The organism is Pseudomonas sp. NPDC096950 (genome assembly GCF_044762525.1).
Taxonomy (GTDB): Bacteria; Pseudomonadota; Gammaproteobacteria; order Pseudomonadales; family Pseudomonadaceae; genus Aquipseudomonas.
In genome coordinates, this window is the sequence record NZ_JBIWEL010000016.1 from 124,507 (window position 1) to 149,314 (window position 24,808).

At 60.0% G+C, this 24,808-nt stretch carries 18 protein-coding genes and 1 riboswitch; of the genes, 16 read left to right on the plus strand and 2 right to left on the minus strand.

The annotated features are described in order from the left end of the window. The first annotated feature begins 500 nt into the window (after nucleotides 1-500). From ACIQY3_RS22865 to argR, 6 genes are all read left to right on the plus strand, one after another. Nucleotides 501-1,274: an ABC transporter substrate-binding protein gene (locus ACIQY3_RS22865; protein WP_403023923.1), complete on the plus strand. Its 774-nt coding sequence runs from the start codon at nucleotides 501-503 to the stop codon at nucleotides 1,272-1,274. Between the two features lie 91 nt (nucleotides 1,275-1,365). Next, nucleotides 1,366-2,055 carry an ABC transporter permease gene (locus ACIQY3_RS22870; protein WP_403023926.1) on the plus strand — a complete coding sequence of 230 codons (690 nt, stop codon included), beginning with the start codon at nucleotides 1,366-1,368 and terminating at the stop codon, nucleotides 2,053-2,055. Further along, nucleotides 2,052-2,750, plus strand: coding sequence for an ABC transporter permease (locus tag ACIQY3_RS22875; protein ID WP_403023929.1), 699 nt, complete (start codon nucleotides 2,052-2,054; stop codon nucleotides 2,748-2,750). Before ACIQY3_RS22870 ends, ACIQY3_RS22875 begins: the two co-directional genes overlap by 4 nt. A gap of 1 nt (nucleotide 2,751) precedes the next feature. Next, complete coding sequence (locus ACIQY3_RS22880) at nucleotides 2,752-3,864, plus strand: M14 family metallopeptidase (RefSeq protein ID WP_403023932.1); 1,113 nt, start codon at nucleotides 2,752-2,754, stop codon at nucleotides 3,862-3,864. A 27-nt stretch (nucleotides 3,865-3,891) separates the two neighbouring features. Continuing rightward, nucleotides 3,892-4,656 (plus strand): ABC transporter ATP-binding protein, encoded by a 765-nt coding sequence (locus tag ACIQY3_RS22885; RefSeq protein WP_054044765.1) that lies wholly within the window; start codon nucleotides 3,892-3,894, stop codon nucleotides 4,654-4,656. 245 nt (nucleotides 4,657-4,901) lie between these two features. Further along, the gene (argR, locus tag ACIQY3_RS22890; protein WP_054044763.1) at nucleotides 4,902-5,882 is read left to right on the plus strand and encodes a transcriptional regulator ArgR; all 981 of its coding nucleotides are present in this window, start codon (nucleotides 4,902-4,904) and stop codon (nucleotides 5,880-5,882) included. 31 nt (nucleotides 5,883-5,913) lie between these two features. Here the strand turns inward: argR and ACIQY3_RS22895 are convergent, their stop codons facing one another. Beyond that, on the minus strand, nucleotides 5,914-10,947 hold the full coding sequence (locus tag ACIQY3_RS22895) for a dermonecrotic toxin domain-containing protein (RefSeq protein WP_403023937.1): 5,034 nt from the start codon (nucleotides 10,945-10,947) through the stop codon (nucleotides 5,914-5,916). Between the two features lie 307 nt (nucleotides 10,948-11,254). On the opposite strand from ACIQY3_RS22895, the gene ACIQY3_RS22900 reads away from it, so the two are divergent. The 7 genes from ACIQY3_RS22900 to astE all read left to right on the plus strand — a co-directional run bounded on the left by ACIQY3_RS22900 (nucleotide 11,255) and on the right by astE (nucleotide 19,101). Further along, the gene (locus ACIQY3_RS22900; RefSeq protein WP_403023940.1) at nucleotides 11,255-12,475 is read left to right on the plus strand and encodes an aspartate aminotransferase family protein; all 1,221 of its coding nucleotides are present in this window, start codon (nucleotides 11,255-11,257) and stop codon (nucleotides 12,473-12,475) included. A 205-nt stretch (nucleotides 12,476-12,680) separates the two neighbouring features. Then, nucleotides 12,681-13,700, plus strand: coding sequence for an arginine/ornithine succinyltransferase subunit alpha (gene aruF / locus ACIQY3_RS22905; RefSeq protein ID WP_054044757.1), 1,020 nt, complete (start codon nucleotides 12,681-12,683; stop codon nucleotides 13,698-13,700). Nucleotides 13,701-13,761: 61 nt separating this feature from the next. Further along, complete coding sequence (gene astA, locus ACIQY3_RS22910) at nucleotides 13,762-14,787, plus strand: arginine N-succinyltransferase (protein ID WP_403023944.1); 1,026 nt, start codon at nucleotides 13,762-13,764, stop codon at nucleotides 14,785-14,787. Beyond that, nucleotides 14,784-16,253 (plus strand): succinylglutamate-semialdehyde dehydrogenase, encoded by a 1,470-nt coding sequence (gene astD, locus ACIQY3_RS22915; protein ID WP_403023999.1) that lies wholly within the window; start codon nucleotides 14,784-14,786, stop codon nucleotides 16,251-16,253. The genes astA and astD overlap by 4 nt, the downstream gene beginning before the upstream one ends. A 139-nt stretch (nucleotides 16,254-16,392) precedes the next feature. Further along, nucleotides 16,393-17,739 (plus strand): N-succinylarginine dihydrolase, encoded by a 1,347-nt coding sequence (gene astB / locus ACIQY3_RS22920; protein ID WP_403023947.1) that lies wholly within the window; start codon nucleotides 16,393-16,395, stop codon nucleotides 17,737-17,739. Nucleotides 17,740-17,790: 51 nt separating this feature from the next. Continuing rightward, nucleotides 17,791-18,078: a hypothetical protein gene (locus ACIQY3_RS22925; RefSeq protein ID WP_010457234.1), complete on the plus strand. Its 288-nt coding sequence runs from the start codon at nucleotides 17,791-17,793 to the stop codon at nucleotides 18,076-18,078. A gap of 12 nt (nucleotides 18,079-18,090) precedes the next feature. Beyond that, entirely contained in the window at nucleotides 18,091-19,101 is a 1,011-nt protein-coding gene (astE, locus tag ACIQY3_RS22930; RefSeq protein WP_403023950.1) for a succinylglutamate desuccinylase, read from the plus strand. 156 nt (nucleotides 19,102-19,257) lie between these two features. Here the strand turns inward: astE and ACIQY3_RS22935 are convergent, their stop codons facing one another. Beyond that, nucleotides 19,258-19,767: a 6,7-dimethyl-8-ribityllumazine synthase gene (locus tag ACIQY3_RS22935; RefSeq protein WP_403023953.1), complete on the minus strand. Its 510-nt coding sequence runs from the start codon at nucleotides 19,765-19,767 to the stop codon at nucleotides 19,258-19,260. 102 nt (nucleotides 19,768-19,869) lie between these two features. Next, nucleotides 19,870-20,040: riboswitch (FMN riboswitch) on the minus strand. A gap of 196 nt (nucleotides 20,041-20,236) precedes the next feature. On the opposite strand from ACIQY3_RS22935, the gene ltaE reads away from it, so the two are divergent. The 3 genes from ltaE to ACIQY3_RS22950 form a co-directional block, all read left to right on the plus strand. Next, a complete protein-coding gene (ltaE, locus tag ACIQY3_RS22940; RefSeq protein ID WP_403023956.1) occupies nucleotides 20,237-21,241 on the plus strand; it encodes a low-specificity L-threonine aldolase in 1,005 nt (334 codons plus the stop codon). A 98-nt stretch (nucleotides 21,242-21,339) separates the two neighbouring features. Further along, complete coding sequence (gene alaS / locus ACIQY3_RS22945; protein WP_403024002.1) at nucleotides 21,340-24,006, plus strand: alanine--tRNA ligase; 2,667 nt, start codon at nucleotides 21,340-21,342, stop codon at nucleotides 24,004-24,006. 88 nt (nucleotides 24,007-24,094) lie between these two features. Beyond that, nucleotides 24,095-24,808, plus strand: a 714-nt coding sequence (locus ACIQY3_RS22950) for an aspartate kinase (RefSeq protein ID WP_403023959.1), incomplete at its 3' end; no start/stop codon positions are given.

Consider the following 24,808-nt stretch of genomic DNA (forward strand, 5'->3'; position numbering starts at 1 on the left):
GCCGCCTAACCAACGGCCAATAATTATCGGCATCACACGTAGGCGATTCCCTACTGTTACCTGCCCTCGCGAAAGTAACTGAATGTGTAACCTCACGCCCGGCGGCGGGGCATTGGGAAACGCAAAGCCCCGTTTCAGGGCCTCTCAAGCACCCATGAAAAATAAGACACTACGCTGTGCTTGCCGGATTAGAAGGGTTTGCCAATAATAGGCCCGCAATTTGCAGCATAGATCGGTTCACAATCTTTTGCTCTTGCATGAAATTGCAAGGCTGTCAACGTGCCCAAGCGGCTTTCTCAGTGCATCTGTAATTTGTTGTCGCATTGAAGAAATATCGGCTTCGGGCCTGTCGTTAGAATGCCGATCACTCGCTCGTCGTTGCTCGCGTTGAAAATAACGCGGGTTTCCCAGGACGCAGCACCGATTTTCTGTTTAACCCATTCGCATATTGGGCTTGTGCTCACTCTGCCGTTTTTGCCCTTTACCGATGGAGTCCCAAGATGAAGAAACTTGTGCTGCTTGGCGCCCTGGCACTGTCCGTGCTGTCCCTGCCGACTTTCGCTGATGAAAAGCCCCTGAAGATCGGTATCGAAGCGGCTTACCCTCCGTTCGCCTCCAAGGCACCGGACGGCAGCATCGTCGGTTTCGACTACGACATCGGCAACGCCCTGTGCGAGCAGATGCAGGTCAAGTGCGTTTGGGTCGAGCAAGAGTTCGACGGTCTGATCCCGGCACTCAAAGTGCGCAAGATCGACGCTATCCTGTCGTCCATGTCGATCACTGAAGATCGCAAGAAGTCCGTGGACTTCACCAACAAGTACTACAACACCCCGGCTCGCCTGGTCATGAAGGCCGGCACCCAAGTCAGCGAAAACCTGACCGAGCTCAAGGGCAAGAACATCGGCGTGCAACGTGGTTCGATCCACGAGCGTTTCGCCCGCGAAGTCCTGGCCCCGCTGGGTGCGGAGATCAAGCCTTACGGTTCGCAGAACGAAATCTACCTCGACGTGGCCGCTGGCCGCCTCGACGGCACCGTGGCAGACGCTACGCTGCTGGATGACGGTTTCCTGAAAACCGACGCCGGCAAAGGTTTCGCCTTCGTTGGCCCGGCCTTCACCGACGTCAAATACTTCGGCGACGGCGTGGGTATCGCCGTTCGTAAAGGCGATGCACTGAAAGACAAGATCAACGGTGCGATCGCTGCCATTCGCGAGAACGGCAAATACAAGCAAATCCAGGACAAGTACTTCGCCTTCGATATCTACGGCAAGTAACACGTCCCAGCGACAAGTCCGAAATGGCGCAAGCAACAGGATCTCTGAGGTTTGCGCCATTTTTTCATCCCAACTTTCGAGGACCTGAATCATGTTGAAAGGCTACGGGGCTGTCATCCTCGATGGCGCATGGCTGACGCTTCAGCTCGCCTTGTCGTCCATGGTCTTGGCCATCGTTCTGGGTCTGATCGGCGTTTCGCTGCGTCTGTCCCCGATCCGTTGGCTGGCCTGGCTGGGCGACCTGTATTCCACGGTGATCCGCGGCATTCCCGACCTGGTACTGATCCTGCTGATTTTCTACGGCGGCCAGGACCTGCTCAACCGCGTGGCACCGATGCTCGGCTTTAACGACTACATCGACCTGAATCCGCTGGCCGCCGGTATCGGCACCCTCGGTTTCATCTTCGGTGCGTACCTGTCGGAAACTTTCCGTGGCGCCTTCATGGCGATCCCGAAAGGTCAGGCAGAAGCCGGCATGGCCTACGGCATGAGCAGTTTCCAGGTGTTCTTCCGGGTGTTGGTGCCGCAGATGATTCGTCTGGCGATTCCGGGTTTCACCAACAACTGGCTGGTGTTGACCAAGGCGACCGCGCTGATTTCGGTGGTGGGCCTGCAAGACATGATGTTCAAGGCCAAGCAGGCGGCAGATGCCACCCGCGAGCCTTTCACCTTCTTCCTCGCAGTGGCGGCGATGTACCTGGTGATCTCCAGTGTCTCGTTGCTGGCGCTGCGTCACCTTGAGAAGCGCTACTCGGTAGGCGTAAGGGCGGCTGATCTATGATCTTCGACTACAACGTCATTTGGGAGGCCCTGCCGCTGTACTTCGGCGGCCTGGTGACCACCCTCAAATTGCTCGCGCTGTCGCTGTTTTTCGGCCTGCTGGCGGCCCTGCCGCTGGGGTTGATGCGCGTCTCCAAGAACGCCGTCGTCAACATGAGCGCCTGGCTGTTCACCTACGTGATCCGCGGCACGCCGATGCTGGTGCAGCTGTTTTTGATCTACTACGGTTTGGCGCAATTCGAGGCAGTGCGTGAAAGCTTCCTGTGGCCATGGCTGTCCAGCGCAACGTTCTGTGCGTGCCTGGCCTTTGCGATCAACACCAGCGCCTACACCGCCGAAATCATCGCCGGCAGCCTGCGCGCTACGCCGAACGGCGAGATCGAAGCGGCCAAGGCCATGGGTATGTCGCGCTACAAGATGTACAAACGCATCCTGTTGCCATCGGCCCTGCGCCGGGCGCTGCCGCAGTACAGCAACGAAGTGATCATGATGCTGCAGACCACCAGTCTGGCGTCCATCGTGACCCTGATCGACATCACCGGCGCCGCGCGCACGGTCAACGCCCAGTTCTACTTGCCGTTCGAAGCCTACATCACCGCCGGCGTGTTCTACCTGTGCCTGACCTTCATCCTGGTCAAGCTGTTCAAACTGGCCGAGCGCCGCTGGCTGGGCTATATGGCCCCGCGGAAGCACTGATATGGAACGCATCGATCACGTATTGCCGTGGAGCCACCTGGGCAGCGAACGCCAGATTTCGGTGTTCCGCTTCGGCACTGGCGAGCGCAAGGCCTACATCCAGGCCAGCCTGCACGCCGATGAACTGCCGGGCATGCGCACCGCCTGGGAGCTGAAAAAGCGTTTAGGTGAGCTCGAAACCCAAGGCTTGCTCAACGGTGTGATCGAACTGGTGCCGGTGGCTAATCCATTGGGCCTCGGTCAACTGTTGCAAGGCAACCATCAAGGTCGTTTCGAAGCGGGCAGCGGCAAGAACTTCAACCGGGATTTCGTCGAGCTCAGCGCGCCAGTGGCCGCCGAACTGGAAGGACGCCTGGGGGATGATCCCCACGCCAATATCCGCTTGATCCGCCAGGCCATGAGCGATCATCTGGCGGCATTGCCCGCGGCGAGCAGCCAGTTGCAAGGCATGCAGCGCGTCTTGCTCAGCCATGCCTGCACCGCCGACGTGGTGCTGGATTTGCATTGCGACGCCGAAGCCGCGCTGCACATGTACGCCTTGCCGCAACACTGGCCGCAGTGGCGTTCGCTGGCCGCGCACCTGAATGTGAAAGTGGGCTTGCTGGCGGAAGATTCCGGCGGCAGTTCCTTCGACGAGGCCTGTTCGCTGCCGTGGCTGCGTTTGTCGCGCCACTTCCCGGACGCGCAGATTCCACTGGCGTGCCTCGCGACCACTATTGAACTGGGTGGCCAGGCCGACACCGATCGCCCGCAAGCTGAATTCCAGGCCGAAGGCATTTTGGCGTTTCTCGCCGAGCAAGGCCTGATCAGCGGCGAATGGCCGAAACCGGCACACGAAGCCTGTGAAGGCATGCCGTTCGAAGGCACCGAATTGTTGTTCGCACCGCACCCGGGTGTGGTGAGTTTCCTGCGTAAACCCGGCGAATGGATTGAAGCCGGCGATGAGATTTTCGAAGTGATCGATCCGTTGGCGGATCGGGTCAGCACGGTGTGTGCTGGTACGTCCGGGGTGCTGTTTGCCATTGAACGGCTGCGTTATGCCCAACCCGGTTTCTGGCTGGCCAAGGTGGCGGGGCGCGAAGCGCTGCGTCACGGGCGCTTGCTCAACGACTGACTGACTGTTTTTGTGAGAACCGACCGCATGTACAAACTTGAAGTCCAAGACCTGCATAAACGCTATGGCAGTCACGAAGTGCTCAAGGGCGTGTCCCTGAAAGCGGCGGCTGGCGATGTGATCAGCATCATCGGCTCCAGTGGCTCCGGCAAAAGTACTTTCCTGCGCTGCATCAACCTGCTCGAGCAGCCGCACGCGGGTAAGATCCTGCTCAACAACGAAGAGCTGAAACTGGTTTCGAACAAGGACGGCGCCCTGAAGGCGGCTGACCCGAAACAGTTGCAGCGCATGCGTTCGCGCCTGTCGATGGTGTTCCAGCATTTCAACCTGTGGTCGCACATGACTGCGCTGGAAAACATCATGGAAGCGCCGGTCCATGTGCTCGGCATGTCCAAGGCCGAGGCCCGTGAAAAGGCTGAGCACTACCTGAACAAGGTCGGCGTGGCCCATCGTAAAGATGCGTACCCGGGCCACATGTCCGGCGGCGAACAACAGCGCGTGGCGATTGCCCGTGCGCTGGCGATGGAGCCCGAGGTGATGCTGTTCGACGAACCGACCTCGGCCCTCGACCCGGAGCTGGTGGGCGACGTGCTGAAAGTCATGCAGGCCCTGGCGCTGGAAGGCCGGACCATGGTGGTGGTGACCCACGAAATGGGCTTCGCCCGTGAAGTGTCGAACCAACTGGTGTTCCTGCACAAAGGCATCGTCGAAGAAAGCGGCAACCCGCGTGAGGTGCTGGTCAATCCACAGTCCGAACGCCTGCAACAATTCCTCTCGGGTAGCCTGAAGTAAACCGAACTCCCGTTGCGCACCGGGATAGTGCATGCTTCGCAACCTAGAGGCTGGCCCAGATCCCTTGTGGGAGCGGGCTTGCTCGCGAAAGCGGTGGTTCAGACAGCAACGATGTTGACTGACACACCGCTTTCGCGAGCAAGCCCGCTCCCACAGTTGATCTCTGTTGGTTTGAGATTTGCGTTCATTTACGGGCTAGCATTGGCCCATGCCTTCATCACTGTTTGAGTTTCGGATTGCCCACCATGACTGCCCATCGAATTGGTTTCCTGATTTGGCCCAGCACTAAAGCTCTGACGCTTGCGCTGGCTGAGGAGGCCTTGCGTGTTGCCCAGCGTGTGCATCCGGACGTTGTCTACGAGCTGTCGTTTTTGCAGGCCGAACCGCCGACCGAAGGCGCCTGGCAATTGCCCGGTGAGCCATGGGCCGGCAAGCTCGAAAACTTCCAGAAGTTGTTTCTGCTCGCCGATGAACCGCCGACCGCGCTCGCGCCGGCCCTCAGCAGTTCGCTGAAACAATTGGTGCGCGCCGGATGCGTGATCGGTGGTTTGTCCGCCGGTGTTTACCCGTTGGCCCAGCTGGGGTTGCTCGACGGTTATCGCGCCGCCGTGCACTGGCGCTGGCAGGACGATTTTGCCGAACGCTTCCCGAAAGTCATCGCCACCAGTCATTTGTTCGACTGGGATCGCGATCGCCTTACCGCATGCGGCGGCCTGTCGGTACTCGACTTGCTGCTGGCGGTCCTGGCCCGCGATCACGGCGCCGAACTGGCCGGTGCGGTGTCGGAAGAACTGGTGGTCGAACGCATCCGTGAGGGCGGCGAACGCCAACGTATTCCGCTGCAAAATCGCCTCGGCTCCAGTCATCCAAAACTCACCCAGGCGGTGTTGCTGATGGAAGCCAACATCGAAGAGCCCCTGACCACCGACGAAATCGCCCAGCATGTGTGCGTGTCCCGTCGGCAGCTGGAGCGGATATTCAAGCAATACCTCAACCGCGTGCCGAGCCAGTACTACCTGGAACTGCGCCTGAACAAGGCCCGGCAGATGTTGATGCAAACCAGCAAGTCGATCATCCAGATCGGCCTGTCCTGTGGCTTCTCCTCGGGGCCGCATTTTTCCAGCGCCTACCGCAACTTCTTCGGCGCCACGCCGCGGGAAGATCGCAACCAGCGGCGTAGCAGCAGTCCGTTTGAGTTGTCGTCGGTGCCTTCAGAGCGCGGCTGACCTGACGTCCGGTTTGCGGACGTTTAACGCTTCATTGCTCAGCCTCTGAATCATCCGAGTTCGAAACCTCCATCTCGGCGGTTTCAATGATTTCCTCAACACCAAAATCGGTGCCGTTCTGCCTGAAGTAGGCATGCAGCAATTGCAGGCTGCGTTCGGAAAACGGGTTGCCGCGCAGGTTGATGCTCTCTCCGGTCTCCATGGGCAGTTCGAGGATGTCGCTGGGCAGTTCTCGAATCGCGTTATTGCTCAGGTTGGCGATATCCAGCTTTTTCAACTTCAACAACCCCGGTGGCAGGTCGGTGATGTGGGTGTCGTTGAGGGCCAGCGTGGACAGGTCGGCCATCTGACTGACATCGGGCGTCAGCAAGAGCGGGTTATGGCTCAAGTCCAGGAAGTCCAGGTGCTCCATACCGGCCAGCCCGGCCATCGTGTCCGCCGTCAGGCTGATGCGGCAATCGGGCAGTACCAACGCGGTCAGTTCGCCCATGTTGAATACCGATTGCGGAATATTGCCCAGGCGATAGTCGCGAATGGTCAACCCCTTCAGCTTGGGGAAACACTTCAGGAATCCATCGGTGACCGACGTTTGCCCGGCGTAACTGTGCAGGTACAGGTGGGAGACGTGACTGAAATCAGCGCTCAGTGTGGGCAACTCACCGCTGATCACCAGCGACAGGTTGAGTTCGTAGGAGGGGGCAGGCCCCGGGTTGAAGTCATCCACCGCGGTTTCCCGGCGCCAGGCTTGTTCCACGGTGCTTTTGAATTCGTCCCGGGCGTAGTGTTCCACCAACCGCTGCCGGGGGCTGAAAGGTTCACCGGTAAGCGGGTGCACGGCAGGCAGGTTGCCGCTCCACGCCGCAAGCGTATCGCACAAGGTGCTGTACTCGGCTTCCAGGAGGGTGAGTACGGTTCGCCCGGTCTCCAGCGTGCCAGGCAGGCTGTACACAAAATCGCTGGCCTGTTCGCGCTCCATCACTGGGTAAAGCGCGGTCACCCGGTCGATATCGGACTGGTTGGCTTGCACGCCCAGATTCTCACGGGTCTGTTTAAAGTAACTTTTCACCTGGTTCCGGGTGTCGACCGACAGTGGGTTGCTGGCGAAGTCGAAGCCTTCGCTCTTGCTGGCAGGCAGTTGGAACAGTTGCGCGGGCAGTTCGGTGAGTTGGTTCTCGGAGAAAATCGCGGTCTCCAGGCTGGGAAGGTCGAGCAGACCGGGAGGAAGGCTGGAAATACCGGTATCGCCCAGGTCGATGTAATCCAGTTGGGTCATCGCCTCGACACTAAACACCCCGCCCAAGGGGTTTTTGTACAGTTCCAGCGTACGCATCTGGCTCAAGGACGCCAGCGCCGCCTGGGCATCGGCGCTCAACGTGATCGCGCAATTACTGAGGATCAACTGTTCCAGATTCGGCAATGATGTCAGGAAATCGGGCAGGGTATTCAACGGAATATTGCGCACTTCCATGCGCCGCAGGCCGGTGAAGCGGCGCAGGAATGCGTGGGCGCCGCGTGTCGTCTCGCTGCCTTCAAGGGTCAGGTAGGCAATGTGGCTGAAGTCCGCGTCAATCGTCGGTAACTCGCCGATGATGGGGCGCGTGAACCGAAACATGTAGCCGCGATTGCCGGCATCCATGTCGCCATCATTCAGCGCGGTCTGGCGCCGCCAACAGCGTTGCAATTCTTCCGCGAGCAGTAGGCGATTGCGGCGCACGGCGGTCAGTTGATGGGGGCTGAGCAGGGCGCCGGTTTGAGGGTGATGGAGGGGCGTTGCTTCGAGCCAGGTGCGCAGGTCCTGGCTCATCTGTTCGAATTCGTTGTACAGGCGCGAGATTTCTACCCGCGCGCCCGAGGGTTGCCGCTGCAGTTCACGGATAAAGGCTTCGACCTCGACTGCGTTGAAGGACGGATACAGGGTTTGAACGTACGTCTGCATTGACGTTGCGCCGGGATGGATGCGCGGATAGCCGTCGGTGCCGCCGGGCAGTCGCATGACTTTCGGATCGTAGTAGGGCTTGCGCAGCGGTTGCTGCGCCAGGACTTCTTGCAGTTCGGCGTGGCCCAGAGCGTGTTCGGCAATGACTTCTCTGAGTTGCGCACCTTGCCCGGTTTGCAGGTTCAGCCCTTTGCGCTCGCTATCGGGCAGCGCCCGCAGCAGGCCATTGTAGAAATCCTCGGCGCCCGACAGTTGCTGGCCGATTTCATCAAACGCCTGGTAATCGCCGTCTTCGAGTTGCACCAGCACTTTGCGCTGGGGCGCGTCAGGCAGGCCGATGCTGTCGATGTTTTCGCCGTTGAACGAATAACGGTTGACCTCAATCCGCACGTCCCCCGACCAGCCAGGCATGCGGGGCAAAGAATGCAGCGCCAGTCGATCGGCATCCGGGTTATTCCGGGAGCCCAGTTCCAGGCTTTCGCGGGCGCGCACGGCGCGGACCTGTTGTTGCGCCCAGCGCGCCAACTCCTTGAGTCGAGGTGCGACCGTGCCTTCCTCCAATTGTTGCCATTCGATACCGGTGGCCGAGTTCAGCAGTTCTTCGGCGACGGGGCCGGGCAGGCCCGGGACGGCATCCATCAAGCGCTGCGCCAGCGGGTCCGCGTCGAGTGCCTGGGCGCGGTAACGGGCGTCGAGCAACGAGTGACGTTGCGACTGCGCAATCTCCGCAATTCTGCTCCTCAAGCTCTTGGCACGTACCGCTGGGGCCAGCGTTGGCGCACCGAAGCTTTCCTCGAACAGCGCCTTGATTTCATCCTCCGTGAGGCATTTCAGTGTGGCTTCGAGTACATCACCGCTACTGGCTCGAATGTCATACGTACGCTGCCGGCCTTGGGCGTATTGCCACAGCACTTCACCGTTGCCGTCAATCAATCGAAGGCCTTTGTTCGCCGGCCATGGGAAGTTTTCGGTCAGCAGTTGTAACTGGGTTGTCGGGTCGGCAGTCGTGTAAGTCTCGGGGTGTTCACTGCCGATCCGCTCGATAAAGGTTCGTATGCCCTTGTCGATCCTGAAGCGCGTGAGCGTGTCGGCCAGCAGGGGCGGCAAGGGTTCATGATCGGCATGCATCCGGCGTACGGCGTTTTCGTGGTGGCCACTGATCCTGAGCACCTGCTCGCATTCAGCCTCGGACAGCGAGTCGGCGGCATGCCCCAGGCGTTGCAGGAGTGTGCGGCGGTCCCACTTCAGCGGCTGTTCAAGTTCGGTGTGCCAGGCACCGTTGCGGTTGTGTTTCAGTCGTGGCTTGTAGGCATCGATGCGTGTCGGGTGTTCGATGTGGAACTGGTCCGGCGTTGAACCCCGCGTGACCGCGTAGTGCTTGCTGTCCAGTGGCAGGATTTTTTTCCCGGCGTGAGTGTGGAGACCCAATGCATCGGGGTTGCTGTCGGCGGACAGGGCGATGTTTTGCTCGTAGGGTTTGAGGTCGCCGTTCCAGTAGCGGGTTTTGCCGGCGGCTGATTTCACGGGGAGGAAGCGGTCAATGAAGTCCACGCACTCCTTGGGCACGATGTTGCGAAACTCTCCCGCCACAAGGCTGCCGCCGGCCGCGAAGGCGCCCAGTTGAACGATGGATTCGATGAACGCCAAGGTGTGCTCGAGGGCTTGTCGGGTCAGGTTCTGCGACCATTCGACGATGGATTCAAATGCCTCATCCAGCATTTGATACACCATGTAGGCCATCATCATTTCGCCCAGGACCGGCACAAACGGCAGGACCACGAAAGCGGCAACCTGCAACAGCGTCGAAGCGATGTTGGTAAAGGAGTCCCACAGTTGCCATCGTGCTTTGCGGTCGGCACTGGCAGTGGACACGGCCAGCGTGCGCGCATCGTTGAGAATCTTGTCGAGCTTGCGCTGATAAAGGTGTTGCCACAGATCGCCGGAGATTGGCGTGGCGGAAAATTGCAGGTTCACATGATTGGCCGGTGATTCACGCCAGGAGGGCAGCGGATCGCCGGAAGCGCGTGGATGCCAGGTGATTTGTGTCAGGCGGCTGTTCAGGTTGGCGAAGAAGTAGCCTCGATCAGCATGGTCGATGAAGCGGCTGAAGAATTGCTGGTAATCATTGGCGCGCAATTTCTCACTGAGCTCGGCCATGAAGTGGCCGCTGGACGGGTATTCCTTGATCGGGTGTCGCGGGTCGTCGGGTATATAGGCGATGACCCGCTCGGTGCCGCGATATTGCTCCAGATCCGGGGCGAACAGGACGATACCGGTCAGTCGCGCGGACATCATCGTCAGGTCATGGCAAAGCAGGGTTTTGCCATTGAGCATCATGCCTTGCACGCCGCTCACAATGCCGAGAATGGAGCGGTAGGCGTCTTCCTTGAGGGTGTCTTTCTGCAGCAGGGCCAGTTCCAGGGCCATGCGTAAGGCGGCTTTTTGGCTTTCCAGGATCGGCGGTCGCAAAACGGCGGCGGCCACCGGGTTGCTCACGCCGAGGTTGTCTTCGAGCCAGGCCTGATATTTAGCGCCGAGATCCAGTTCGCGACACAGTGCGGTGAAGGCGGCAATCGTCAGGGTGTCCTTGATGTGATTCAAGGTTTCGAATTGGCCAGAGGCTGACGGCTGGGTAATGAAGGTTGAATCGGGTTCGTAGGCGCCGGTCCTGGTCTCGGACAGTTCGAAGTTGTGCAGGGCGGCGTCGAGCAGCGACACGGTCCAGGTCCGGGCGGCGCCGGACTTGATCGGGAACCAGGGAATCGAGGCTGGAATATAGAGGCGCAAAAACGTGGTCTTCACGTCAAGGTCCAAGCCATAGCGTTGTTTGAGGGTGGCGCGCAGCAAGGGCTCGCCAAAGGCGCGGGCGTCTTGCAAGTGTTCGAGGCGCTCGTCCACGCGGTTCTGGGCAGTCCAATAGGCGGCGTTGAGCCGTTTCAGCACGAGGTGCTGGCCGGCGGAGGCGTTGCGAAACTCCTCGCGCAGGCGCGGCGCGGTTTTGCCCAGCGCGGTTCGCCTTTTGGCGGAAGCCTTGAGCAGCCACTGCGGCAGATTATTGGCCAGATGATCGAAATGACTGTCGGGGTGGTTTAACCATGCCGGAGTCGGCAACGGGTTGGAAAGATCCACGGGTTTCATCCTTGAAGGGGTCGGCGTGCAAGGAAACCCGTTTTGCCAAACGCATGTGCGGTAGATAGTTACCGCACATTCGCCAACGACTTGAAATCTAATGTCGCCCGCGCTGCCGCTAATCCCGTGCATCGGTTTAAACTGCGCCTTTGCGACGGTATATGTCGCATTGCCGTAAACCCGGCTGAAACCGGGGTTTGCGCTATAAGAAGTTGTCGCTTGGCGGCAAGGCCGGGCTGAAAACTGTCCTTACAATCCCCTCATCGCTCGCCAGTTTCAGGCGAGTGTTCCTCTTCAGGAGACTCCGATGTCCGTTGAGCACGCTGCGGTAGAACGCGCCGATTTCGACCAGGTAATGGTTCCCAACTACGCGCCAGCCGCTTTCATCCCTGTGCGTGGTGCCGGTTCCCGCGTTTGGGACCAGTCTGGCCGCGAGCTGATCGACTTCGCCGGCGGGATTGCCGTTAACGTATTGGGCCACGCGCACCCGGCGCTGGTCGGTGCCTTGACCGAACAGGCGAACAAGCTGTGGCACGTGTCCAACGTGTTCACCAATGAGCCGGCCCTGCGCCTGGCGCATAAGCTGATCGACGCCACGTTTGCCGAGCGCGTGTTCTTCTGCAACTCCGGCGCCGAAGCCAACGAGGCCGCTTTCAAGCTGGCCCGTCGCGTGGCCTTCGATCGTTTCGGTACCGAGAAGTACGAAATCATCGCCGCGCTGAACAGCTTCCACGGTCGCACCCTGTTCACTGTGAACGTCGGTGGCCAGTCGAAGTACTCCGACGGCTTCGGTCCTAAAATCACCGGCATCACCCACGTGCCTTACAACGACTTGGCGGCTTTGAAAGCGGCCATTTCCGGCAAGACCTGCGCCGTGGTGCTGGAACCAATCCAGGGTGAGGGCGGCGTGATGCCGGCCGAACTGGCCTACCTGCAAGGCGCCCGTGAGCTGTGCACCGAGCACAACGCGCTGCTGGTGTTCGACGAAGTGCAAACCGGCATGGGGCGCAGCGGCAAGCTGTTCGCCTACCAGCATTACGGCGTGACCCCGGACATCCTGACCAGCGCCAAGAGCCTGGGGGGCGGTTTCCCGATCGCGGCGATGCTGACCACTGAAGACCTGGCCAAACACCTGGTCGTCGGCACCCACGGCACTACTTACGGCGGTAACCCGTTGGCGTGTGCGGTAGCGGAAGCGGTCATCGACGTGATCAACACCCCGGAAGTGCTGAGCGGCGTCAACGCCAAGCACGACAAGTTCAAGGCGCGCCTGGAGCAGATCGGCGAGAAATACGGCCTGTTCACTCAGGTTCGTGGCCTGGGCCTGTTGATCGGTTGCGTGCTGAGCGAGGCTTGGAAAGGCAAAGCGAAAGACATTTTCAACGCCGCCGAGCGCGAAGGCCTGATGATCCTGCAAGCCGGCCCGGACGTGATTCGTTTCGCCCCGAGCCTGGTGGTTGAAGACGCGGACATTGATGCCGGCCTGGACCGTTTCGAACGCGCTGCGGCGAAACTGACGCAAGCCTGATAGACCCTTCGGCGCCTGAGCTTCAGGCGTCGATCCAAATTTTTATGCCGGACCAGATTCAATGTGGGAGCGGGCTTGCTCGCGAAAGCGGTGGGTCAGACAGCAGCAATGTCGACTGATACACCGCTTTCGCGAGCAAGCCCGCTCCCACATTAGTCCGGGTCGTATTTTTCCTATAAGAGTTTTTCGAGAAAGGAGTGACACCATGCTGGTGATGCGCCCCGCGCAAATGGCTGATCTGGGCGAGGTACAGCGTCTGGCTGCGGACAGCCCGATTGGTGTCACTTCCTTGCCGGATGACGTTGAACGCCTGAGCGACAAGATCGCCGCGAGCGAAGCCTCGTTTTCCGCTGAAGTCAGTTTCAACGGTGAAGAGAGCTATTTCTTCGTCCTCGAAGACAGTGCCACCGGCAAACTGGTGGGCTGCTCGGCGATCGTCGCGTCGGCTGGTTATTCCGAGCCGTTCTACAGTTTCCGTAATGAAACCTTCGTGCACGCCTCCCGCGAGCTGAAGATTCATAACAAGATCCACGTGCTCTCCCAGTGCCACGACTTGACCGGCAACAGCCTGCTGACCAGTTTCTACGTGAAGCCGGAGTTGGTCGGTTCGCCGTGGGCGGAACTCAATTCCCGTGGCCGCCTGTTGTTCGTGGCCAGCCATCCGGAGCGCTTTGCCGATTCCGTGGTGACCGAGATCGTCGGCTACAGCGATGAAAATGGCGACTCGCCGTTCTGGGATGCGATCGGTCGCAACTTCTTCGACCTCAACTACGCCGCTGCCGAGCGTCTGTGCGGCCTGAAGAGCCGGACCTTCCTCGCCGAACTGATGCCGCACTACCCGATCTACGTGCCATTGCTGCCGGACACCGCCCAAGAAGCGATGGGCCAGGTGCACCCACGTGCGCAGATCACCTTCGACATCCTGATGCGCGAAGGCTTCGAGACCGATCACTACATCGACATTTTCGACGGCGGCCCAACCTTGCACGCCCGCGTCTCAGGGATCCGTTCGATCGCCCAGAGCCGTGTGGTTCCGGTGAAGATCGGTGAGCCGGTCAAAGGCGCCGGTCGTCAGTACCTGGTGGCCAACGCCCAGTTGCAGGATTACCGCGCGGTATTGCTCGAGCTCGATTACGCGCCGGGCAAACCCGTGACCCTGGATCTGGAAGCGGCCGAAGCCCTGGGCGTCGGTGAAGGTGCCAGCGTGCGCTTGGTCGCGGTTTAAGCGTGCTTATAAAAGCTGAGAGTTTCGCGGGTGGCGCAAGCGGCCCGTTTGAGGAGATAGCATGATCGTTCGTCCCGTACGCAGCAGCGATTTACCCGCTCTGATCGACCTGGCCCGCAGCACCGGCACCGGCCTGACTACTTTGCCGGCCAACGAAGAACGTCTGGCCCATCGGGTCGGCTGGGCCGAGAAAACCTTTCGCGGCGAAGCCGGGCGGGGCGATGCGGACTACCTGTTCGTGCTCGAAGACGACAATGGCCGGGTGGTGGGGATTTCCGCCATTGCAGGCGCGGTCGGTATGCGTGAGCCCTGGTACAACTTTCGGGTCGGCCTGACGGTCAGCGCCTCGCAAGAACTGAACATCTATCGGGAAATTCCGACGCTGTTCCTGGCCAACGACCTTACTGGCAACTCCGAGCTATGCTCGCTGTTCCTCCACGCCGATTACCGCAATGGCCTGAATGGCCGTCTGCTGGCCAAGGCGCGGATGTTGTTCATCGCCGAGTTCCCGGAGCTGTTCGGCAACAAGATCATTGCCGAGATGCGCGGTGTGTCCGATGACTCCGGGCGTTCGCCGTTCTGGGAAAGCCTGGGCCGGCACTTCTTCAAGATGGAGTTCAGCCAGGCGGATTACCTGACGGGTGTCGGCAACAAGGCATTCATCGCTGAACTTATGCCGAAATTCCCGTTGTACACCTGCTTCCTGTCGCCAGATGCGCGCAATGTGATCGGCCAGGTTCACCCGGACACCGAACCGGCCCTGTCCATGCTCAAGAGCGAAGGGTTCAGCTACCAAGGCTACGTCGATATCTTCGACGCCGGCCCATCGGTGGAGTGTGAAACCGGCAAGATCCGTGCGGTGCGCGACAGCCAGGCGCTGGTGCTGGCCATCGGTACGCCGGGGGATGACGCCACGCCTTTCCTGATTCACAACCGCAAGCGCGAAGACTGCCGGGTCACTGCCGCGCCAGCACGCTTCGCCGCCGGCACATTGGTGGTCGATCAACTGACCGCCAAACGCCTTCAACTCAACGCCGGTGATCAAGTGCGCGCCGTTCCGTTGTCCGCTGCTCGGGAGTCGAAATAATGAATTCGCTATACATCGCAGGTGAATGGCTGGCCGGTCAGGGTGAAGCTTTTCAATCGCTGAACCCGGTGACCCAGCAGGTGCTGTGGACCGGCGAAGGCGCCACCACCGCTCAGGTTGAATCCGCCGTGCAAGCCGCGCGTCAGGCGTTCCCGGGCTGGGCCCGTCGCACCCTCGACGAGCGCATCAGCGTATTGGAAGCCTTTGCCGTCGCCCTGAAAAACCACGCTGACGAACTGGCTCGCTGCATCGGTGAAGAAACCGGTAAACCCCTGTGGGAATCGGCAACTGAAGTCACCAGCATGGTCAACAAAATCGCGATCTCGGTGCAGAGCTACCGTGAACGTACCGGCGAGAAGAGCGGCCCGTTGGGTGACGCCACCGCCGTGCTGCGCCACAAACCACACGGTGTGGTCGCGGTGTTCGGTCCTTACAACTTCCCGGGTCACTTGCCGAACGGTCACATCGTCCCGGCGCTGCTGGCCGGTAACAGCGTGCTGTTCAAACCAAGCGAACTGACACCGAAAGTCGCCGAGCTGACGGTCAAGTGCTGGATCGAAGCCGGGCTGCCAGCGGGTGTGTTGAACCTGCTGCAAGGCGCTCGCGAAACCGGTATCGCCCTGGCGGCGAACCCGGGGATCGACGGTCTGTTCTTCACCGGTTCAAGCCGTACCGGCAATCACCTGCATCAACAATTCGCCGGTCGTCCGGACAAGATCCTCGCGCTGGAAATGGGCGGTAACAACCCATTGGTCGTCGACGAAGTGGCTGATCTGGATGCCGCCGTCTACACCATCATCCAGTCGGCATTCATTTCTGCCGGGCAGCGTTGCACCTGTGCCCGCCGCTTGCTGGTGCCGCAAGGCGCCTGGGGCGACACGTTGCTCGAGCGTCTGGTGGCGGTCAGCTCGACAATTGACGTCGGTGCGTTCGACCAGACGCCGGCACCGTTCATGGGCTCGGTGATTTCCCTTGGCGCTGCGAAAGCGTTGATGGATGCTCAGGAACACCTGTTGGCCACGGGCGCAGTCGCGCTGCTGGAAATGACTCAGCCTCAGGCTCAAGCCGCATTGCTGACTCCGGGGATTCTGGATGTCACCGCAGTGGCTGATCGTCCTGACGAAGAGCTGTTCGGTCCGTTGCTGCAGGTGATCCGCTACGCTGATTTTGAAGCGGCGATTGCTGAAGCCAACGACACCGACTATGGCCTGGCGGCTGGTTTGCTTTCGGATTCCGAAGCGCGTTATCAACAGTTCTGGCTGGAAAGCCGTGCCGGTATCGTCAACTGGAACAAACAACTGACCGGCGCCGCGAGCAGCGCGCCATTCGGCGGCGTCGGCGCCTCGGGCAACCACCGCGCCAGCGCCTACTACGCGGCGGATTACTGCGCATACCCGGTGGCGTCGCTGGAAACCCCGAGCCTGGTGTTGCCTGCGACCCTGACGCCTGGCGTGCGGATGGCGTAAAGCCTATTCGCGGGCAAGCCCGCTCCCACATTGGAATGCATTTTCCTGTGGGAGCGGGCTTGCCCGCGAAGGCCGCGCCTCGGTCATATTGAATTGTTACCTGATGCCTATAACAACAGATTCTTGTGGAGCCTCGCTGATGAAATCCTATGAAGTCAATTTTGACGGTCTAGTGGGGCCGACCCATAACTACGGCGGCCTGTCCTACGGCAACGTCGCGTCCCAGAGCAACAGCCAGCAGTCTTCGAACCCGAAGGAAGCGGCGTTGCAGGGTCTGGCAAAAATGAAAGCCCTGATGGAAATGGGCTTCCAGCAAGGCGTACTGGCACCGCAAGAACGCCCGGATGTCGCCGCTTTGCGCCGTTTGGGTTTCAGCGGCACCGATGCACAAGTGATCGAGCAGGCCGCTAAAGAGGCGATGCCGCTGCTGGTCGCCAGTTGCTCGGCGTCGAGCATGTGGGTGGCCAACGCCGCCACCGTCAGTCCGAGTGCCGACACCGCCGATGGCCGCGTGCATTTCACCGCCGCCAACCTGAACTGCAAATACCACCGCAGCATCGAACACCCGACCACCAGTCGCGTGCTCGGCGCGATGTTCGCTGACCAGAAGCACTTCGCGCACCACGCCGCTCTGCCGGCGGTGGCGCAGTTCGGCGACGAAGGCGCGGCCAACCACACCCGTTTCTGCCGTGAATATGGCGAAGCCGGCGTCGAGTTCTTCGTGTTCGGTCGAAGCGCGTTCGATAACCGTTACCCTGCACCGCAGAAATACCCGGCGCGCCAAACCCTCGAAGCCTCCCAGGCCGTTGCGCGTTTGCACGGTTTGAGCGATGACGGCGTGGTCTACGCCCAGCAGAACCCTTCGGTGATCGATCAGGGCGTGTTCCACAACGACGTGATCGCTGTGGGTAACGGTGAAGTTTTGTTCTATCACGAGGACGCGTTCCTCGACACCGAACAGATGCTGGCCGAACTTTCCGGAAAACTCGCCAAAGTCGGTGGGAAATTTCAGTCTGTGTGCGTACCGCGTTCGGCGGTCAGCGTAGAAGACGCGGTTCGGTCCTACCTGTTCAATAGCCAGCTGCTGTCGCGTCCTGACGGCTCCATGCTCTTGATCGTGCCGGAAGAATGCCGTGGCAACGAGCGTGTCTGGCAATACCTGCAAGGTTTGACCAGCTCTGGCGGGCTGATCCGTGAAGTGAAAGTCTTCGATCTGAAGCAGAGCATGCAGAACGGCGGTGGCCCGGCTTGCCTGAGACTTCGCGTGGCGCTCAATGAAACCGAACTGGCGGCGGTCAATCCAGGGGTTATCATGACGGCACCGTTGTACGGCACGCTGACTGAATGGGTCGACAAGCACTACCGCGACCGCATGACCGAAAACGATCTCGCGGACCCGCAATTGCTGCTTGAATGCCGGACGGCACTGGATGAACTGACGCAAATCCTTAAACTGGGCGCGGTTTATCCATTCCAGATCAATTAAAGGCTGGCGCTCCGAGCGCCGCTTTTATCTCCAAACGAGAGCGTAAAACACATGAGCGATACCCTGCAGCTGATCCTTGAAGACACCGACGGCACGCAACTGGAAACCTCCTGCACCCGCGTCGCGGTCCTGTGGCAAGGCAAAGAGCTGTGGATCCAGCAAGACGGCCGCGGCCAATTGCTGATCGGCGTGGACGTCGAAGAAGGCGATGCCGAATACGCAAACCTGCTGCTGCGCCCATTGGCGACTAATCTGGTAAGTCTGCAACTGGAAATGGAACCGGCCGAAGTCGGTGACGAAGACCACGTGCACGGCCCGGATTGCGCACACGACCACTAAGGAAACCGCTCTATGCTCGCCCTCGGCAAACTGCTTGAACTGACCCTCGCCGGCCGCGAACCGGCGGAGAAGACTCAACTGACTGTCGAAGGCGTGCGGATGCGCTGGTTGAGCGAAGGTGCGCTGGAAGTCCGGCCACCTGAAGCTCGCGACAATGGCCTGGACTTGCTGCTGTCAGCGGGGATCCACGGCAACGAAACAGCGCCGATCGAGTTGCTCGATCGCCTGTTGCATGACATCGCCCGCGGCGACCTGAAGCCGCGCGCACGCATTCTGTTCCTGTTCGGTAACCCCGAGGCCATCCGCCGCGGCGAGCGTTTTATCGAGCAGGACGTCAATCGGCTGTTCAACGGCCGTCACGAACAAAGCAGCGGTTCCGAAGCCCTGCGCGCCTGTGAACTGGAGCGACTGGCGGCGAGTTTTTTCAGCCTGCCGGACCGCGAGCGTCTGCACTACGACCTGCACACCGCGATTCGAGGCTCGAAAATCGAGCAGTTCGCGCTGTACCCGTGGAAAGAAGACCGCCAGCATTCACGCGTGGAACTGGCTCGCCTGCGCGCCGCCGGCATGGAAGCGGTGCTGCTGCAGAACAAGCCGTCCATCGTGTTCAGCTCCTACACCTACGACAAGCTCGGTGCCGAGTCCTTTACCCTCGAGTTGGGCAAGGCCAGGCCCTTCGGGCAGAACGCCGGAGTCAATGTCGACCTGCTGGAAACCCGCCTCAAACAGATCATCGAAGGCAACGAACCGCCGTTGGGCGAAGCGTCGCTGGATGGTTTGCAGCTGTTCAGCGTGGCGCGGGAAATCATCAAGCACAGCGACAGCTTCCGCTTGAACCTGCCAGCGGACATCGAGAACTTTTCGGAATTGGAAGTGGGTTACGTGCTGGCTGAAGACATCGCCCAGACCCGCTGGATCATCGAAGAGAAGGGCGCCCGGATCATCTTCCCGAACCCCAAGGTGAAAAACGGCCTGCGTGCCGGCATCCTGATTGTGCCGGCCACCGACGAAAACCTCGCTTAAGCACAACACAAAACAATGTGGGAGCGGGCTTGCTCGCGAAAGCGGTAGATCAGTCAACAAAGTAGTCGACTGACACACCGCTTTCGCGAGCAAGCCCGCTCCCACATTTGATTTGGGTGAATTCAAAGATCCCACCCAAACCACAGGATTGTCGTTTTAGACCGCTACCGCGCGCGGCTCATTGCGACGCAAAGCACGCATCTTGTGCAGCGTATCCGCACAGGTCTTCGCCGCTTCCTGGCCCTTGTGCACAAAATGCTCGAAGAAGAACTTCTGATGTTCTTCACCCGCATGGAAGTGGTGCGGGGTCAGGACGACCGAGAACACCGGCACTTCGGTTTCCAGCTGAACCTGCATCAGGCCGCTGATCACCGATTGGGCGACGAATTCGTGACGGTAGATCCCGCCGTCCACCACCAAACCTGCGGCAACGATACCGGCATAACGGCCGGATTTGGCCAGCAGCTTCGCGTGCAGCGGAATTTCAAAGGCGCCGCCGACTTCGAAGAAATCGATATCCGATTCCTGATAGCCCTGGGCGATCATTTCGGCGACGAAGCCTTTACGGCTCTGGTCGACGATTTCCTTGTGCCAGCAGGCCTGGATGAACGCGACGCGCTCGCCCTGATGGTTTTTGCTTTTGCTATCGATTGCGGTGGGTTGCATGTTCTGGTTCCTGTTTGTGTGAAAAACAGGGCTTATGAATCGAATGGGATTTAAGGGTACGCGCGCTCGCAAAAATGCGTGCAAACGGCCCTTTGGCGCCAATCCCGTTCTCTCTTCATCCGGACTATGACCGTCGGCCCCGGGATCACACCGGGTCTGCTGACCTTGCCGCCAGCCACCGCCGAAGCCGTGCTGTCACCAAGCGCTCGCGGGCTATGCGCATTGCGCGCAATTACCGCCGGTGGGGAGTTGCACCCCGCCCTGAGAACGTTTTGCCGCCAGATTGTTTGGCGGCGCCGCTTTTTTACCACATATTTCCAGCCTGCGCATGGCTGCTTTCTGATGATTGATATCGGATTTTTCGAAGGTGAGAAGCGACTTTTCCTCGCCCAAGGGTTGATTATTCGTCGGCATGACCGCAGTAATTCCACTTGGAAAATGATTTCCCCTGATTACCGAGGCCAGATTTATGAGCGTTATCGATCTTCGCAGCGACACCGTCACCCAACCGACCGCCGGGATGCTTGACGCGATGGCCAAGGCGGCCACGGGTGACGACGTTTATGGTGAAGATCCGACGGTCAATCGTCTGGAAGTCGAACTGGCAAAACGGCTGGGTTTTGCCGCCGCGCTGTTCGTGCCGACGGGCACCATGAGTAACTTGCTGGGCCTGATGGCGCACTGCGAGCGCGGTGAGGAATACATCGTCGGCCAGCAAGCCCACACCTATAAGTACGAAGGTGGTGGCGCGGCGGTGCTCGGCTCGATCCAGCCGCAGCCGCTGGAAGTGCAGGCCGATGGCTCGCTGGACCTGGCTCACGTGGCCGCCGCGATCAAACCCGACGACTTTCATTTCGCCCGCACCCGTTTACTCGCCCTGGAAAACACCATGCAGGGCAAGGTTCTGCCATTGGAATATCTGGCCCGGGCGCGCACCTTCACTCGCGAACACGGCCTGGTCTTGCACCTGGACGGCGCGCGTCTCTACAACGCCGCGGTCAAACTGGGTGTCGATGCCCGGGAAATCACTCAACACTTTGATTCGGTGTCGGTCTGCCTGTCCAAAGGCCTGGGTGCGCCCGTTGGGTCGGTGTTGTGTGGTTCGGTCGAGTTCATCGCCAAGGCGCGCCGTCTGCGCAAAATGGTCGGCGGCGGTATGCGCCAGGCCGGCATCCTTGCCGCGGCAGGGTTGTATGCTCTGGATCACAACGTTCAGCGTCTGGCTGACGACCACGCCAATGCGCAATTTCTGGCTGAAGGTTTGCGTCAGGCCGGTTACGACGTCGAGCCGGTGCAGACCAATATGGTTTACGTCGCAATGGGCGACAGGGCCGAGGCGATCAAGGCATTCGCAGGCGAGCGCGGCATCAAGCTGAGCGCTGCCGGCCGTCTGCGGATGGTCACGCACATGGACGTCAGCCGCGCACAAATTGAGCAGGTCATCGCTACATTCGTCGAGTTTTCGCGCAACTGACAGCGTTAGCCGTCCAATTGACCGTTTCTATCGTATAAACACGCTGTACCCCGCGCGCAGGGCCGATATAATGCGGCCCTTTGCCGTCGCTTCGTCTGTTGACGTTTTGCACAGGCCTTTGGCCGCAGCCTCCGTGGAAGAACCTAAAGAAAATCGCAGAAAACCCAGAACCCTTCCTTCGCTTCATCGAAGAGCAAGGCCACACCCGTGTAGCCTCCAGCTCTTTGATTCCGGGCAACGACCCAACCCTGCTGTTCACTAACGCGGGGATGAACCAGTTCAAGGACTGCTTCCTGGGCCAGGAAAAACGTGCGTACACCCGTGCGACCAGCAGCCAGAAATGCGTGCGCGCCGGTGGCAAGAACAGTGACCTGGAAAACGTCGGTTATACCGCTCGTCACCACACGTTCTTCGAAATGCTGGGTAACTTCAGCTTCGGTGACTATTTCAAGCACGATGCGATCACCTACGCCTGGACCTTCCTGACCGGTGTCCTGAAACTGCCCAAGGAAAAACTCTGGGTAACCGTCTATGCCACGGATGACGAGGCCTATGACATCTGGACCCAGCAGATCGGTGTGCCGGCCGAGCGCATGATTCGCATCGGCGACAACAAAGGCGCTCCGTACGCGTCCGACAACTTCTGGACCATGGGCGATACCGGCCCGTGCGGTCCTTGCACCGAGATTTTCTACGATCACGGCGACCACATCTGGGGCGGCCCACCGGGTTCGCCGGAAGAAGATGGCGACCGTTACATCGAGATCTGGAACAACGTGTTCATGCAGTTCAACCGCACCGCCGACGGCGTGTTGCATCCTCTGCCAGCACCGTCGGTAGACACCGGCATGGGCCTGGAGCGGATCAGTGCGGTGATGCAGCACGTTCATTCCAACTATGAAATCGACCTGTTCAAGAACCTGCTGAGCGCTTCGGCCCAGGCGATTGGTTGCAGCAATGACGACCAGTCTTCGCTCAAGGTGGTTTCCGACCACATCCGTTCGTGCGGTTTCCTGATTGCCGACGGCGTGTTGCCGTCCAACGAAGGTCGCGGCTATGTACTGCGCCGGATCATTCGTCGCGCGTGCCGTCACGGTAACAAACTGGGCGCTACCGGTAGCTTCTTCTACAAGATCGTCGCGGCGCTGGTTGCCGAGATGGGCGAAGCGTTCCCGGAACTCAAGCAGCAGCAAGCCAACATCGAGCGCGTGCTCAAGGCTGAAGAAGAGCAGTTCTCCAAGACCCTGGAGCATGGCCTGAAGATTCTCGAGCAGGATCTGCTGGAACTCAAAGGCACCGTGGTGCCGGGCGACGTGGTGTTCAAGCTGTACGACACCTACGGTTTCCCGATGGACCTGACCGCTGACATCGCCCGCGAACGCAACCTGACCGTCGACGAAGTCGGCTTCGAACGCGAAATGGAAGCCCAGCGCGTGCGTGCCCGTTCGGCCAGTTCGTTCGGCCTGGACTACAACACCCTGGTCAAGGTTGACGTCGCGACCGAGTTCACCGGTTACAAGGCCACCAGCGGTTCGGCGAAGATTGTCGCTATCTATAAAGATGGCCTGTCGGTTGACGTATTAAGTGAAGGCGAAGAGGGCGTGATCGTCCTCAATCAGACGCCTTTCTACGCTGAGTCCGGCGGTCAGATCGGCGATTGCGGTTATCTGCAGGCCGGTAGCAGCCGTTTCGACGTGCGCGATACCACCAAGACTGGCGGTGCTTTCCTGCACCACGGCGTGGCGGTGTTGGGCAGCCTGACTATTGGCGCGCCGGTTGAGACTCATGTCGATGCCGAAGTGCGTCACGCCACGTCGCTGAACCACTCGGCGACGCATTTGCTGCACGCGGCATTGCGCCAGGTGCTGGGCGAACACGTTCAGCAGAAAGGTTCGTTGGTCGACAGTCAGCGCCTGCGCTTCGACTTCAGCCACTTTGAAGCGATCAAGCCTGAGCAGTTGAAGGCGCTGGAAGACATCGTCAACGCCGAGATTCGCAAGAACTCCGCGGTTGAAACCGAAGAAACCGATATTGAAACCGCCAAGCAAAAAGGCGCCATGGCGCTGTTTGGCGAGAAGTACGGCGACAACGTGCGCGTGCTGAGCATGGGCGGCGATTTCTCCGTCGAGCTGTGCGGTGGCATCCACGCCAACCGTACCGGCGACATCGGCCTGCTGAAAATCATCAGCGAAGGCGGTGTGGCTTCCGGCGTGCGTCGTATCGAAGCGGTCACCGGTGCTGCGGCGCTGGCATACTTGAACGCTGCGGAAGAACAACTCAAGGAAGCGGCCAACCTGGTCAAGGGCAGCCGCGACAACCTGATCGACAAGCTGTCGGCTGTGCTGGAGCGCAACCGTCTGCTGGAGAAGCAACTCGAGCAGTTGCAGGCCAAGGCAGCCAGCGCGGCGGGCGACGATCTGTCGGCTTCTGCCCTGGATGTCAAAGGCGTGAAAGTGCTGGCCGTGCGTCTGGACGGTCAGGACGGCAAGGCGCTGCTGGCGCTGGTCGATCAATTGAAGAACAAACTCGGCCGCGCAGTGATCCTGCTCGGCAGTGTCCATGAGGAAAAGGTCGTTCTGGTTGCAGGCGTAACCAAAGACCTGACTGGCCAACTCAAAGCCGGTGATTTGATGAAGCAAGCCGCTGCGGCAGTGGGCGGGAAGGGCGGTGGTCGTCCGGACATGGCGCAGGGCGGTGGTGTAGACGCCGGCGCGCTGGACGCAGCATTGGCCCTGACCGTTCCATTTGTAGAGCAGGGTTTATAAGGCGGTTTGCCGAACCCGTGGTCTAGTGACGGGTTCGGCAACTGTTTGAGATTATTGGGCGCCCTTCATGGGCAGAGGCGGCTTTGAAATGGCTTTGATCGTACAGAAATTTGGAGGCACCTCGGTCGGCACTGTCGAGAGAATCGAGCAGGTCGCCGACAAGGTTAAGAAATTCCGCGATGCCGGCGATGACCTGGTGGTTGTGCTGTCTGCAATGAGCGGCGAGACCAACCGTCTGATCGATCTGGCCAAGCAAATCAGTGGCGACGGTCAGCCGGTTCCTCGTGAGCTGGACGTGATTGTTTCCACCGGTGAGCAGGTGACGATTGCCCTGCTGGCCATGGCGCTGATCAAGCGCGGCGTGCCAGCGGTGTCCTACACCGGCAATCAGGTACGGATTCTGACGGACAGCGCGCACAATAAAGCGCGTATCTTGCAGATTGATGACCAGAAGATTCGCGGTGATCTGAAGGCGGGTCGTGTGGTGGTTGTCGCCGGTTTCCAGGGCGTCGACGAGCACGGCAACATCACGACCCTCGGTCGTGGCGGCTCCGACACCACCGGCGTGGCGCTGGCAGCGGCCTTGAAGGCTGACGAATGCCAGATCTACACCGATGTGGACGGCGTCTATACCACCGACCCACGCGTGGTGTCCGTGGCCCAGCGCCTGGACAAGATTACCTTTGAAGAGATGCTGGAAATGGCCAGCCTCGGTTCCAAGGTGTTGCAGATCCGTGCGGTGGAATTCGCCGGCAAGTACAACGTTCCGCTGCGCGTACTGCACAGCTTCAAGGAGGGTCCG

Bases quoted from the DNA above. Each gene is read 5' to 3' on its own strand.
- ACIQY3_RS22865 (WP_403023923.1), top strand. From the start codon at position 501: ATGAAGAAACTTGTGCTGCTTGGCGCCCTGGCACTGTCCGTGCTGTCC.
- ACIQY3_RS22870 (WP_403023926.1), top strand. From the start codon at position 1,366: ATGTTGAAAGGCTACGGGGCTGTCATCCTCGATGGCGCATGGCTGACG.
- ACIQY3_RS22875 (WP_403023929.1), top strand. From the start codon at position 2,052: ATGATCTTCGACTACAACGTCATTTGGGAGGCCCTGCCGCTGTACTTC.
- ACIQY3_RS22880 (WP_403023932.1), top strand. From the start codon at position 2,752: ATGGAACGCATCGATCACGTATTGCCGTGGAGCCACCTGGGCAGCGAA.
- ACIQY3_RS22885 (WP_054044765.1), top strand. From the start codon at position 3,892: ATGTACAAACTTGAAGTCCAAGACCTGCATAAACGCTATGGCAGTCAC.
- argR (WP_054044763.1), top strand. From the start codon at position 4,902: ATGACTGCCCATCGAATTGGTTTCCTGATTTGGCCCAGCACTAAAGCT.
- ACIQY3_RS22900 (WP_403023940.1), top strand. From the start codon at position 11,255: ATGTCCGTTGAGCACGCTGCGGTAGAACGCGCCGATTTCGACCAGGTA.
- aruF (WP_054044757.1), top strand. From the start codon at position 12,681: ATGCTGGTGATGCGCCCCGCGCAAATGGCTGATCTGGGCGAGGTACAG.
- astA (WP_403023944.1), top strand. From the start codon at position 13,762: ATGATCGTTCGTCCCGTACGCAGCAGCGATTTACCCGCTCTGATCGAC.
- astB (WP_403023947.1), top strand. From the start codon at position 16,393: ATGAAATCCTATGAAGTCAATTTTGACGGTCTAGTGGGGCCGACCCAT.
- ACIQY3_RS22925 (WP_010457234.1), top strand. From the start codon at position 17,791: ATGAGCGATACCCTGCAGCTGATCCTTGAAGACACCGACGGCACGCAA.
- astE (WP_403023950.1), top strand. From the start codon at position 18,091: ATGCTCGCCCTCGGCAAACTGCTTGAACTGACCCTCGCCGGCCGCGAA.
- ACIQY3_RS22935 (WP_403023953.1), bottom strand. From the start codon at position 19,767: ATGCAACCCACCGCAATCGATAGCAAAAGCAAAAACCATCAGGGCGAG.
- ltaE (WP_403023956.1), top strand. From the start codon at position 20,237: ATGAGCGTTATCGATCTTCGCAGCGACACCGTCACCCAACCGACCGCC.